The 12,919-nt window shown below is 73.2% G+C and carries 9 protein-coding genes; 5 read left to right on the forward strand and 4 right to left on the reverse strand.

What is annotated here, in order from left to right; translation table 11 throughout:
* Window positions 1-6 precede the first annotated feature (6 nt).
* The 3 genes from JE024_RS01490 to JE024_RS01500 form a co-directional block, all read right to left on the reverse strand.
* Window positions 7-1,284, reverse strand: a complete 1,278-nt coding sequence (locus JE024_RS01490; protein WP_372449752.1) for an extracellular solute-binding protein — start codon at window positions 1,282-1,284, stop codon at window positions 7-9.
* 1,220 nt (window positions 1,285-2,504) lie between these two features.
* On the reverse strand, window positions 2,505-4,079 hold the full coding sequence (locus JE024_RS01495; RefSeq protein WP_205371813.1) for a glycoside hydrolase family 53 protein: 1,575 nt from the start codon (window positions 4,077-4,079) through the stop codon (window positions 2,505-2,507).
* 263 nt (window positions 4,080-4,342) lie between these two features.
* Window positions 4,343-6,364 carry a beta-galactosidase gene (locus JE024_RS01500; RefSeq protein ID WP_205371814.1) on the reverse strand — a complete coding sequence of 674 codons (2,022 nt, stop codon included), beginning with the start codon at window positions 6,362-6,364 and terminating at the stop codon, window positions 4,343-4,345.
* Between the two features lie 212 nt (window positions 6,365-6,576).
* On the opposite strand from JE024_RS01500, the gene JE024_RS01505 reads away from it, so the two are divergent.
* The 5 genes from JE024_RS01505 to JE024_RS01525 all read left to right on the forward strand — a co-directional run bounded on the left by JE024_RS01505 (window position 6,577) and on the right by JE024_RS01525 (window position 12,484).
* Window positions 6,577-7,887, forward strand: a complete 1,311-nt coding sequence (locus JE024_RS01505; protein ID WP_205371815.1) for an ABC transporter substrate-binding protein — start codon at window positions 6,577-6,579, stop codon at window positions 7,885-7,887.
* Complete coding sequence (locus tag JE024_RS01510) at window positions 7,884-8,822, forward strand: carbohydrate ABC transporter permease (RefSeq protein WP_205371816.1); 939 nt, start codon at window positions 7,884-7,886, stop codon at window positions 8,820-8,822. The genes JE024_RS01505 and JE024_RS01510 overlap by 4 nt, the downstream gene beginning before the upstream one ends.
* Complete coding sequence (locus JE024_RS01515; RefSeq protein WP_205371817.1) at window positions 8,819-9,736, forward strand: carbohydrate ABC transporter permease; 918 nt, start codon at window positions 8,819-8,821, stop codon at window positions 9,734-9,736. The genes JE024_RS01510 and JE024_RS01515 overlap by 4 nt, the downstream gene beginning before the upstream one ends.
* Before the next feature lie 25 nt (window positions 9,737-9,761).
* Window positions 9,762-10,790 carry a LacI family DNA-binding transcriptional regulator gene (locus JE024_RS01520; protein ID WP_205371818.1) on the forward strand — a complete coding sequence of 343 codons (1,029 nt, stop codon included), beginning with the start codon at window positions 9,762-9,764 and terminating at the stop codon, window positions 10,788-10,790.
* 416 nt (window positions 10,791-11,206) lie between these two features.
* On the forward strand, window positions 11,207-12,484 hold the full coding sequence (locus tag JE024_RS01525) for a cytochrome P450 (RefSeq protein ID WP_205371819.1): 1,278 nt from the start codon (window positions 11,207-11,209) through the stop codon (window positions 12,482-12,484).
* Here the strand turns inward: JE024_RS01525 and JE024_RS01530 are convergent.
* Window positions 12,475-12,795, reverse strand: a complete 321-nt coding sequence (locus JE024_RS01530; RefSeq protein ID WP_205371820.1) for a GNAT family N-acetyltransferase — start codon at window positions 12,793-12,795, stop codon at window positions 12,475-12,477. The genes JE024_RS01525 and JE024_RS01530 overlap by 10 nt on opposite strands.
* Between the last annotated feature and the right edge of the window lie 124 nt (window positions 12,796-12,919).

The following is a 12,919-nucleotide window of genomic DNA, read 5'->3' on the forward strand; positions in this document are numbered from 1 at the left end:
TTCTCCTCAGGCGCCGAGGGCGGTCTTCGCCTCGGTGAAGAACTGCTTGGCGGAGTCCGCGGCGGAGGCCTTGCCCAGCGCCATGTCGCCCGCGATCCGCAGGAAGGCGGCCTCGACGATGTCGGCGCCGGCCGGGTGCGGGGTGATGGGCTCCAGGACACCGGCGTCGGCGATCTGCTGCTCGTAGGCGGCGATTTTCTTGCTGACCGGGTCGGTCGGCTGGAACGCCTCGTACTGCTCGGTGGTGGAGAGCACGCCCCGGTCGTAGCCCATGATCCGGCCGGCCTCGGGGTCGTGGACCATGAAGTTGATGAAGGTGGCCACCTCGGCGGGGTGCTTGGTGCGGGCGCTGCCGCTGAGCATCAGGGAGCCCAGGTACTGGCCGGTGCGCTTGCCGTCGAGGGTGGGGATGGGCGCGATGGCGTAGGAGCTCTTGCCCTCGGCGGAGTAGCGGGCGGTGAAGTTGTCCCAGGTGAACTCGCCGCCGGCGAGGCCCGCGGCCAGCGCGGACTTGGGCTTGACCTGCTCGACCTTCTTCTGGTCGGCGTAGAGGCCGGACTTGACGCCCTTCAGCGCCTCGTCCCAGTAGGCGGCGAGCTCGCTCTCGGTGAAGCCGAGGTCCTTCTCGGTGAAGAACGCCTTGCCCTGCTGGCGCAGGATCAGGTCGTAGAGGTACATCACGCCGTAGGCGCCGGAGTCGCCGGAGGTGCCGCCCTTGTCGTGGATGGCGACGAGGCCGTTCCGCCAGTCGTCCCAGGTCCAGCCGGGCTCCGGGGAGACCCCGGCCTTCTCGTAGACCTTCTCGTCGATGACGTAGCCCATGGAGTTCGAACCGACGGGTATGCCGAGGAGCTTGCCGTCGACCTCGCCGAACTTCTCCAGTCCGGCACGGAAGTTGCGCAGGTCCAGGTTGCCCTTGTCGGCCTGCGGGGAGAGGTCGAGCAGGACGCGCTTGGCGTCGTACTTGCGCAGGAAGCCGATGGCGTTCTGGAAGACGTCCGGCGGGTTGCCGCCCGCGGCCTGGGTGTTGAACTTCTTCCAGAAGTCGGCGTACTGCTGGAAGTCGGTCTTGACCTTGATCTTCGGGTGCTTCTTCTCGAAGAGGGCGATGGTCTCGTTGATCTTCTTCGCCCGGTCGTCGGCGCCCCACCACGCGTAGCGGATGGTCACCGTGCCGCCGGAGGAGCCGCTGCCCCCACCGCAGCCGGCGGCGGTGAGCCCGGCGCCCGCGAGCGTCACACCGGTGGCCTTGAGGAAGGACCGCCGCTCCATGTGCCTGGACATACGCATGATGCACCTCTCGTCGATGCGTGGGGAAGATTAATGAAACGTTTCAGGAAAGCGCTTGCCCCGCAATGTAGGGGTGGCGGTGAGACCGCGTCAACGGTTTGAGCGGTCCGTCATGTCGAACATGCGCCAAAACTTCGGACACGGGCGCCTGAGGCCTCCCTCCGGGCGCCTCACCGGCCCGTGAGGACGCCCGGAGGGAGGCCCTCGGGCGGACCGCGGTGCGCGTCGCGGGGCGGGGCCGCAACGGGAGCCGCGGCGCGCGGCCCCGGGCGAGCCTGCGGTCCGGGGTCCGGGCCGCAGCCGGACGACCCGGCGTCGAGAGCACGTCGGCCGGCGGGAGCCGACGTGCTCTCCGAGCAGGGCCGCCCCCGGCGCACCGGCCGCCCGGCCACGGCGGCCGCGGTGGGCGTCGGGCAGGCCCCCACCGCGCGTCGCGGGGCGGGAGCCTCCCGCCCGGCGGGCCGGGTCCCGCAGCCGGGCGGCCGGCGTCGAGACCACGCCCGCCGGCAGGGGCCGACGCCCCCTCCGAGCGGGACCGTCCCCCGAAGCGCCGGCCGCCCGGCCTCGGCGGGCGCGAGCCGCCGGGGCCCTGGGACACCGGGACGGAGCACCGGGACACCGGGGCACCAGGACACCGGGACGGAGTACCGCCGCGGGCCTCCCGGCAGGCCGCCCCGCATCTCCCGGGTGCCGCGCCCGCCAGGGGAAGTGGCACCCCCGGGGCAGACCGATGCCGCGCCCGCCAAGGAAAGTGGCACCCCCGGCCCACGCCGATGCCGCGCCCGCCCGGGTGAAGCAGCACCCCCGGCCCACGCCGATGCCAAGCCCGCCGGGTGAAGCAGCACCCCGGCGCAGACCGGCGCCGCTCCCGCCAAGGAAAGTGGCACCCCCGGCCCAAGCCGATGCCGCGCCCGCCGGGTGAAGCAGCACCCCGGCGCAGACGGGCGCCGCGCCCGCCCGGGGGAAGCAGCACCCCCGGCGCAAACCGCCGCCGCACCCGCCCGGCCGGTGGCGGGCGCGTCCCCGCCGCCGACCGTCATCGCGCCGCAGGCGGATCGGCGCACCCGGGCCCGATGGACCACCGGCGGGCGCCCGGCCGGGTCCGGGCGCCGCACGCTCGCGGCGAAGATCATGAATCGATTCATCCCATGTCCGCCGCTCATCAGCCGACGTGACGCACCGTCAGCCCACCGGTCCCCGCCCGCGCCCCCGCCTCAGCGGTGGCGCAGCCAGGCCGCGGCCGGGAGGAGGCGGTCGGTGTAGTCGAAGAGCGCCTGGTTCTCCCAGCCGTTGCCGGACGCGGGGTCGGCCGGGTCCCAGCCGTTGCCCTGGACGGCCGTCCAGGTGGGCTCCCAGTAGAAGACGCCCAGGCCGCGCCGGCCGGGCACGGCCTCGACGACGTTCATGACGTCGCGCAGCCACCGGGCCTGGCCGGCCGGGGTCGCCGGGTAGCCGGTGACCAGTTCGCCGGGGAGGTCGATGATGTTCTCGTGGTCGTCCTTGCTGTCCAGGCGGAACGGATAGGCGGTCTCGGCGACCATCACCTGCTTGCCGTAGCGTCCGGAGATGTCGTCGAGGTTGGCCTGGAGGGCGGACAGCGAGCCGTGCCAGTAGCCGTAGAAGGAGACGGCGATGACGTCGAAGGGGACGCCCCGGGCGGTGGCGTTGTCGAACCACCAGCGGTAGAGGGCGTTGTCGCCGCCGTGGGCCAGGTGGAGGGCGATCCTGGTGGACGGGGAGACGGCGCGGGCGGCGTCGGCCCCGGAGCGGAGCAGGCCGGCGGTGCGGTCCCAGTCGTCGGTGGACCCTTCGGGCCAGAGCAGGCCGGTGTTGATCTCGTTGCCGATCTGCACCATGTCGGCCGTGGTGCCCTGGGCCTTCAGCGCGTTCAGGACGTCGTGGGTGTGCGCGTACACGTCGGCCCTGAGCTGCTCGTAGGTGTGGGCCGACCACGCCGACGGCTTGGTCTGGGCGCCGGGGTCGGCCCAGATGTCGGAGTAGTGGAAGTCGACCAGCAGCTTCATGCCGCGGGCCTTGAGCCGTTCGGCCGTCTCCAGCACGTGCCGCTTGTCGTTGTAGCCGTCGGCCGGATCCACCCAGACCTTGAGGCGCCCGTAGTCCGCGCCCGCCGACCGCAGCAGCCCGAGGGCGTCCCCGGCGGTGCCGGTGGTCCCGCGGTAGACGCCGCCGAGGTCCTCGCTCTTGCCGAGCGAGGAGACGTCGACGCCGCGGACGGACAGTCCGGTGGCGCCCGGGGTGAAGGAGAGGTCGTCGACGTTGATCCAGTCGCCGGCCCGCGCGTCGGATTCGATGCTCACCGTGCAGCCGCCGCCCCGCACGGCCACGGAGGTGACCAGGCGTATCCACCGCCCGTCGGAGGTGACGGGCAGATCGGTGCGCTGCTCGACGGAGCCGCAGTTGCGCAGGGCCAGGTGGGCGGTGTTCTGGCCGCCGCTGGAGCGGACCCAGGCGGTGAGGGTGTAGGTGCCGTCGGCGAGGCCGGACAGGTACTGGTAGGTCTCGACCCGGTAGGCGGACGCCGACCAGTGGGTGAGGCGGCTGCCGCCGCTCCGGCCGCCCGCTTCGGCGTACGAGGCGGCGTCCTGGCCGGTGGCGGACCAGGTGGACCAGCCGGTGGTGCCGGATTCGAAGCCGGTGTTGGTGAGGGTGGCGGCGGCTCGGGCGCCCGGGGCGGGCAGCGCCGCGGTGAGGAGGGCGGCGAGCGCGGTCAGCGCGGCCGCCCGCAGCAGTCCGCGGGCTGTGGGGATACGGAAGAGGGCTGCGTGCATCGTCGGTCCCTTCGACGGTGACGGAAGAAGGACGGATGGCGGGTGGTGCGGTGACCCGGGGCGGCCGGCAGCTCGGCGGCCGCTCCGGGAGGCGGTGGCCCGGGAGCGATGTCCCGGGGGTGGGGCCCGCCGGCCGGGCCCTGGGCGGGGCCCGGTTGCCGCCCCGGGCGGTGATGCGAGGGGGGCGGACACCGGGGGCGGTGCGGGAGGGTCCTTCCCCGCGCCGGCCCGCCCCGGAGGGCGGCCGGCGCGGGGCCGGGCTTTCAGGCGTCGAGGTGGACGACGCGGACGCCGCCCGCCGGGACGGCGAGGTGTCCGCCGGCGCGCTCCCCGGTGAGCAGTTCGGTACCGGGGGCGTCCAGCGGCACCTTGGCGTCGTGGCCGGTGTGGTTGACGGCGAACAGATAGGCGCCGCTCTCGCCTTCGCGGCGGACCACCTCGACGTCGCGGGGCAGCTCGCCGCGCGGGGCGAGGCCGGCGTCCTCGAAGGCGGCGTCCAGGACGGTGTCGAGGGCGGGGGCGCCGAGGCGGGTGGAGACGTACCAGGCGGTGCCGTCGCCGATGCGGTGGCGGGTGACGGCCGGGTGTCCCCCGGCCGGGCCGTCGGCGTAGGTCCACACCGTCTCGGCGCCGCGCGGGACGACGAACTCGCTCCAGACGTCGCCGGTCAGGGCCGTGCCGCCGGGGCCGGTGATCCGCACGCTCTCGCCCTCCCCGAGCGGCGACCACTCCTCGACGGTCAGCCCCAGCACGTCGCGCAGCACCCCGGGGTACGCGCCGGGGTGGACGGCGTCGTTCCGGTCGACGATGCCGGAGAAGTAGGAGACGACCAGGGTGCCGCCGCCCTCGGCGTAGGCGCGCAGGTTCCGGCCGGTCTCCTCGGAGGCCAGGTACAGGGCGGGGACGACGACGAGGGGGTAGCGGGCGAGGTCGGCCTCGGGGTGGGCGAAGTCGACGGTGAGGTGCCGGTCGTAGAGGGTCTCGTAGAAGCTGTCGGCGCGCTCGCGTGCGTCGTGGTCCTCGCTGGGCCGCCACTCCAGCCGCTGGGCCCACCAGGACTGCCAGTCCCAGACCATCGCAGCGTCGGCGACGGTCCTGGTGCCGTGGACGGCGGCGAGCGAGGCGATACCCGCTCCCAGTTCGACGACCTCCCTCCACACCCGGGAGTCCGTCCCGGCGTGCGGCAGCATCGCCGAGTGGAACTTCTCGGCGCCCTTCCGGGACTGGCGCCACTGGAAGAACATGGCGCCCTCGGAGCCGCGCGCCACATGGGCGAGGGAGTTGCGGGCCATCTCCCCCGGGCGCTTGGCCGGGTTGCGGGGCTGCCAGCTCACACCGCTGGTGGAGTGCTCCATCAGCAGCCAGGGGGCGCCGCCCGCGACCGAGCGGGTGAGGTCGGCGGCCATCGCGAGGTTGACGTGGGTGCGGCGGCCGTCGGTGATCAGATAGTGGTCGTTGGTGACGACGTCGACCTCGCGTCCCCAGGCCCAGTAGTCGACCGTGTCGCACTGGCTGAGCGCGGTCATGAAGTTGGTGGTGACGGGGACGCCGGGGGCGAGGCGGTGGAGGATGTCCCGCTCGGCGCGGAAGTTCTCGCGCAGGGTGTCGTCGGCGAAGCGCCGGTAGTCGAGCTGCTGCGCGGGGTTGCCCACGGTCGGGGTGAGGCGGGGCGGGTCGATCTCGTCGAGCGAGCCGTAGCGCAGCCCCCAGAAGGCGGTCCCCCACGCCTCGTTGACGGCGTCGGCCGTGCCGTAGCGGTCGCCGAGCCAGCGGCGGAAGTGCGCCGCGCAGCCGTCGCAGTAGCAGGCGCTGACGGGGACGCCGTACTCGTTGTGGACGTGCCACATCGCGAGGGCGGGATGGCCGGCGTAGCGGCGGGCGAGCTCGGTGGTGATCCGTGCGGCGGCCTCGCGGTAGGCGGGACTGCTGTGGCAGATCGCGGCGCGTGAGCCGAAGGAGTAGCGGACGCCCTCGCGGGTCACGGGGAGCGCCTCGGGGTGGGCGCGGTAGAACCAGGCGGGCGGCGAGACGGTGGGGGTGCCGAGGTCGGCCCGGATGCCGTTCTCGTGGAGCAGGTCCAGGATCCGGTCGAGCCAGCCGAAGTCGTAAGCGCCGGGCTCCGGTTCGAGCAGCGCCCAGGAGAAGATCCCGACGCTGACCATGGTGACGCCGGCCTCGCGCATCAGCCGGACGTCCTCCTCCCAGACGCTCTGGGGCCATTGCTCGGGGTTGTAGTCCCCGCCGAACGCGAGCCGGCGGGCGCCCCGGTCAGTGGTCTCCGGCATGTGTCTCTCTCCTGGGTCGACAGCGTGAACGCCTCAGCGGACTGAGACTTTCTGGGAACGTGCACACACGTGCATCGATGCGATGACGCAACATAAGCGCACAGGAACAACCATTGACAAGTGTCCAGGACGTTTCTCTACTGTGAACGCTCACAGATGCAGAACCGGCCCCGCGCCTCTCGCGGGACGCCCTTCGGTCAGGGAGACCATCCATGTCCCACACGCTGCACCGCCGCCTCGCGGCCACCGCCACGGCCGTCGTTCTCGGCGCGTCCGCCCTCACCGCCTGCGGCTCGTCCGAGGGCGACGCCCAGGCGGACTCGGGCCCGGTCTCCCTCACCTACTGGGCCTGGGCGCCCGGCATGGACAAGGTGGCGGACCTGTGGAACGACAAGCACCCGGAGATCAAGGTCACGGTGCAGAAGCAGGCGTCGGGCGACGACCTGGTCACCAAGATCATCACGGCCTCCAAGGCCAAGAAGGCCCCCGACCTGGTGCAGGCCGAGTACCAGGCGCTGCCCACGCTGGTCAGCAACGACGCCCTCGCCGACATCTCCGGCGAGGTCGGCGGCATCGAGAAGCAGTTCGCCCCCGGCGTCTGGCAGCAGACGACCCTCGGCACGGACGCCGTCTACGCGGTGCCGCAGGACTCCGGGCCGATGATGTTCTACTACCGCGCCGACCTCTTCGAGGAGTACGGGCTCGACGTCCCGGTGACCTGGGACGAGTTCGCCGAGACGGCCCGCGCGCTGAAGAAGAAGGCACCGGAGAAGTCGCTGACCACCTTCTCCGCCAACGACTCGGGGCTCTTCGCGGGCCTCGCGCAGCAGGCGGGCGCCCGGTGGTGGACGGTCGAGGGCGACGCCTGGAAGGTCGGCATCGACGACGCGGCCACCCGCAAGGTCGCCGACTTCTGGGGCGGTCTGGTCGAGGAGGGCGCGATCGACAACCAGCCCATGTACACCCCGGCCTGGAACAAGGCGCTCAACACGGGTGAGCAGATCGCCTGGGTGAGCGCCGTGTGGGCGCCGGGCACGCTGACCACCGCGGCCCCGGACACCAAGGACAAGTGGCGGATGGCGCCCCTCCCCCAGTGGGACGAGGGCACGAACACCACCGGGAGCTGGGGCGGCTCCACCACCGCGGTCACCACGGACTCGAAGCACAAGGCGGCCGCCGCGAAGTTCGCCACCTGGCTGAACACCGACCCCGAGGCGCTGGCCGCGCTGGTGAAGGAGGGCGGCATCTACCCGGCGGCCACCGCCGCCCAGACCAGCGGCGCCCTCGCCTCGTCCCACGAGTTCTTCGCCGGCCAGGCCGACTTCTACGCGAAGGCGGCGGAGATAGCGGAGACCGCCGCGCCCGCCTACTGGGGCCCGAACGTGAACGTCGCGTACGCCACCTTCAAGGACGCGTTCGGCAAGGCCGCGAAGGCGAAGTCCGGCTTCGGCGACGCGCTGTCCACCATGCAGGCCGCCACCGTCGCGGACCTGAAGAAGCAGGGCTTCGAGGCCGCCCCGTGACCGCACCGCGCACACCCCGCGCGCGCCGGGTGCCGAACGGGGTGCGCAGCGCCCCGTACGGCTTCCTGCTCCCGGCCGCCGTGCTCTTCCTGCTGTTCTTCGCCCTGCCCATCGGCTACGCGCTGTGGCTGAGCCTCCACCGGATCGACGTCCAGGGGCTCGGCCTCGGCCGGGGCGCCCGGCGCGAGGTCTGGGCCGGGCTGTCGAACTACACCGCGGCCCTCACCGACTCCGAGCTCGGGCACGGCGCCCTGCGGGTGCTCGGCTACGGCGCGATCGTGGTGCCCGTGATGCTCGGGCTGGCCCTGCTGTTCGCCCTGCTCCTGGACACCGAGCGGGTGCGGGCGCGGTCCTTCTCCCGGCTCGCGATCTTCCTGCCGTACGCGATCCCGGGTGTGGTCGCCGCCCTGCTCTGGGGCTTCCTGTACCTGCCGGACGTCAGCCCGTTCCACTATCTGCTCGACCGGGCGGGGCTGCCCGGCCCGGACCTGATGGACGGCGGGGCGCTGTTCGGGTCCCTGGCCAACATCGCCGTCTGGGGCGGCACCGGCTTCAACATGATCGTCATCTACACGTCGCTGCGGTCCATCCCGGCCGAGGTGTACGAGGCGGCGCGGCTGGACGGCGCGAGCCCGCTGCAGATCGCGCTGCGGATCAAGATCCCGATGGTGGTGCCCTCGCTGGTGCTCACCTTCTTCTTCTCCGTCATCGCCACCCTGCAGGTGTTCAGCGAGCCGACCACGCTCAAGCCGCTGACGAACGGCATCTCCACCACCTGGAGCCCGCTGATGAAGGTGTACAACGACGCCTTCGTGGCCGGGAACGTGTACGCGGCGTCCGCGACGGCCGTGGTGCTCGCCCTCGCCACCTTCGCGCTCTCCTTCGCCCTGCTGCGGTTCGCCAACTCCCGCGCCAAGCACCGAGGAACCCGATGAGCACGACCACTCCCGTCGCCGGCCGCCGCAAGGCCGCGCCGGCCGCCGGCACCACCCCCGGCACCCCGCAGGGGCCGCCACGGGCACGGCGGACCGCCCTGCTGCCCACCGCGGCCCTCCTGCTGGGAGCCGTCTACTGCCTGCTGCCGGTGGCCTGGGTGCTGGTGGCCGCGACCAAGTCCGGCAGCGAGCTGTTCTCCACGTTCACCTTCCTGCCCGGCAGCGGTCTGGCGGACAACCTGTCCGACCTCGGTTCCTACCGCGACGGCATCTACTGGCAGTGGATGGCCAACTCCGGGCTCTACGCGGGCCTCGGGGCCGTGCTGTCCACGACGGTGTCGGCCGTCTCCGGCTACGCGCTGGCGCTGTACCGCTTCCGCGGCCGTGAGGTGATCTTCAACGTGCTCCTCGCGGGCGTGCTGATGCCTCCGGTCATCCTCGCGATCCCCCAGTACCTGCTGATGGCGAAGGCCGATCTGACGGACTCGTACCTCTCGGTGCTGCTGCCGCTGATCCTCTCCCCGTACGGCGTCTACCTCGGGCGGGTCTACGCCCAGGCCGCCGTGCCGTCCGAACTGGTCGAGGCCGCGCGGATGGACGGCGCGGGCGAGTGGCGGATCTTCCTGCGGATCGGCGTCCCGATGATGTCGCCGGGCCTGGTGACGATCTTCCTCTTCCAGTTCGTGGCGATCTGGAACAACTTCCTGCTCCCCTACATCATGCTGAGCGACGACGGAAAGTTCCCCATGACCGTCGGCCTGTTCACCCTGCTCGCGCAGGGCAGCAACACTCCGGCCCTCTACACGCTGGTGATCACCGGCGCCCTGCTCGCGATCGTCCCGCTCATCGCCCTCTTCCTGGTCGTCCAGCGGTTCTGGAGCCTCGACCTGCTGTCGGGGGCCGTAAAGTCATGAGCTCCGGGGAACGAGGGGAAGCACCATGAACCGCGGCCCAGAGGGCAGGCGCCGGCCGGTCACCATCCACGACGTGGCACGCGAGGCCGGGGTGTCGCGCGGCACCGTCTCCCGTGTCCTCAACGGAGGGCACTACGTCAGTCCCGCGGCGCAGACGGCCGTGAACAACGCGATCCGCCGGACCGGCTACGTGGTCAACCGGCACGCCCGCTCGCTGATCACCGGACGGTCCGACTCGGTGGCCTTCCTGCTCACCGAGCCGCAGGAGCGGTTCTTCGAGGACCCGAACTTCAATGTGCTGCTGCGTTCCTGCACCCAGGAGCTCGCCTCGCAGGACATCCCGCTGCTGCTGATGATCGCGGGCAACGAGGACGAACGGCGGCGCAACCTGCGCTACATCCAGGCCGGGCACGTCGACGGGGTGCTGCTGGTCTCCAGCCACTCCGGCGATCCGGTGGCGGGCGAACTGGACGCGGCGGGCATCCCGGTGGTCGCCTGCGGCAAGCCGATCGGGCAGCAGGCGCGGATCAGCTACGTCGCCGCCGACGACCGGGACGGGGCGCGGCAGATGGTCCGTTTCCTGTACGAGTCGGGGCGCCGCCGGATCGCCACCGTGTCCGGGCCGCCGGACACGCCCGGCGGTGTGGAACGCCTCGCCGGCTACCGCGAGACGCTCGCCGAGTGCGGGCTGCCCGTCGACGAGGAGCTGATCGCGACCGGCGACTACAGCCGGGCGAGCGGCGGCCGGGCGGCGGAGCAACTGCTGGAGCGCGCCCCGGACATCGACGCGGTGTTCGTCGCCTCCGACCTGATGGCGGACGGTGTGCTGGACGCGCTCGGGCGCGCCGGGCGCTCGGTGCCCGGGGACGTGGCGGTGGGCGGGTTCGACGACTCGCCGGCCGCGCTGTCCGCGGTGCCCCGGCTCACCACGATCCGCCAGCCGTTCGACCGGATCAGCAAGGAGATGGTGCGCATGCTGCTGGCCCGGATCGGCGGCGAGGACCCGGCGGCCGTCATCCTCCCGACCGAACTGGTCCGCCGCGAGTCCGCCTGACGAGCGGGGGGCTGCGCCCCGAAGGGTGACGTGACACCGGCCCGGGCGCCCCGCGCGGCGGGGCCCCTGGGCCGGGGGCGCGGGCAGGCGGGACGGGTGACCCCGCTGGACGGCCGGCGTCGTGTCACCGGCCTCAGCGGCCGCGCCCGGTGACACGACGCCGGCCCCGGACCCCGCGGGGCGGGACCGCGGGGCCGGTCATCCCGCCGGGTGGCGACCGCGGGGGCGGGACCTCGGGACCGGTCATCCCGCCGGGTGGCGACCGCGGTCCGGTTCTCCGAAGGCCCCGGCGCCGTGAGGCGCCCCCGCATCGGGCGGGTGGGTGGCGTGTTAGCGTCTGCGCGCGGATTCCGCCGCCGGCCGGGGACCGGACGGGGCGGCCCGTGTCCCCTCCTCACCCCCTCCCCGGACCAGGTATGCCAGACCTCCGTGACGCGCTCGGCACGCTCGACCTGTTCGGCGACGACTTCGTGGGCGACCCCCACCCGTGGCTGGACACCCTGCGCGCCGACGCGCCCGTGCACCTCGACCGCGGCACCGGGCTGTGGCTGGTCAGCCGGCACGCCGACATCCGGCAGGTGCTCCTCGACACCGGCGCCTTCCGCCCGGACAACGCCCAGCAGGCCGTGACCCGCCTGCCCACGGCCACGCTGCGGGTCCTCGCCCGGGCCGGTTTCGGCCTGCCGCCGGCGCTGGCGAACAACGGCACGGACAGCCACCCCGGGCTGCGCCGGGTGGTGACGCGCTTCTTCAACGCGCAGCGGGTCGCGGCCGCGGTGCCCGTGATCGGACGCGTCGCCGGCGAACTGCTGGCGGCCGCCGCCGGCGACCTGCGGGAGACGGGCCGGTCCGAGCTGTTCACCGGCTTCGCCCAGGTGCTGCCCTGCCGGGTCCTGATGGAGCTGCTGGGCATCACGGGCGTCGACCCGGCCACCCTGATCCGCTGGAGCGACGCCTCGCTGGAACTCTTCTGGGGCCGCCCCTCCCCCGAGCGACAGCTCGAACTCGCCGCCCACGCCGGGGCGTTCCACCGCTGGCTCACCTCGGCGGTGCACGACGCCCGGCGCGCGGCGCCGGATTCGTTCATCGGGGCGCTCACCCGGCACCGGGGCCCCGACGGGGAGCCCGTGGACACCGCCACGGTCGTCGCCGCCTGCTTCTTCGTCTTCGTCGCCGGGCAGTCCACCACCGGCCAGCTCATCTCCACCGTGCTGCGCCGGGCGCTGGCCGAACCGGGGCTGTGGCCGCGCCTGGCGCACGAGGACGGACTCGCCGAGGGCTGGGTGGAGGAGGTGCTGCGGCGGGAGCCGCCGGTGACCACCTGGCGCCGGATCGCCGCCCGCCCGGCCGCGGTCGGCGGCACCACGGTGCCCGGCGGCGCGCACCTGCTGCTGATGCTGATGGGCAGCGGATCGGACCCGGCGGTCTTCCCGGAGCCCGGACGCATGTGCCCGCACCGGCCCGAGGTCCGTCACCACCTGGCGTTCGGCGCGGGCCGCCACCGCTGCCCCGGCGCCTCCCTGGCGCGCACCGAGGCCGCGGTCGCGCTGCGCGCGGCCGCCCGCGTCCTGCCGGCCGTGTCCCTGGAGGGCGGCGCGCCGATGCTGGGGCTGCTCTCCTTCCGGGCGCCGCTGCGGGTGGGCGTACGGGCGGACCGGGCCCCCGCCGCCGCCGGCGGCCCGCGTCAGGCCTGAGCGGCCGTCAGTCCGAAACGCGCGTGCTGGGCCACGGGCACCAGGTCCGCGTACTCGGGGTGCTTGCCGATCCAGCCGCGGAAGAACGGGCAGTAGGGCAGCACGGTGAGCTCCTGCGCGCGGGCCGTGTCGAGGGCCTCCCGGGCGAGCCGGCCGGCGAGTCCGCGCCCCTCGAAGCGCGGGTCGATCTCGGTGTGGATGAAGGCGATCTCGTTCTCGTACCGGTGGTACTCGGCGAAGCCCGCCTGCTCCTCGTCCGCGAAGATCTCGAAGCGCGACAGTTCCGGATTGTCGCCGACACGGATGTCCATGGTTCCTCCTGCTGCTCACGAGCCCCGTCGATGATCACCGGGGCGCCGTGCAGCATCATGGCCCATGCGGGTCGCCCGGCGCGACGCGCACCGGGTTCCGGGGCACCGGGACCGGATCGCACAC

This window comes from Streptomyces zhihengii, assembly GCF_016919245.1.
Lineage (GTDB): Bacteria > Actinomycetota > Actinomycetes > Streptomycetales > Streptomycetaceae > Streptomyces > Streptomyces zhihengii.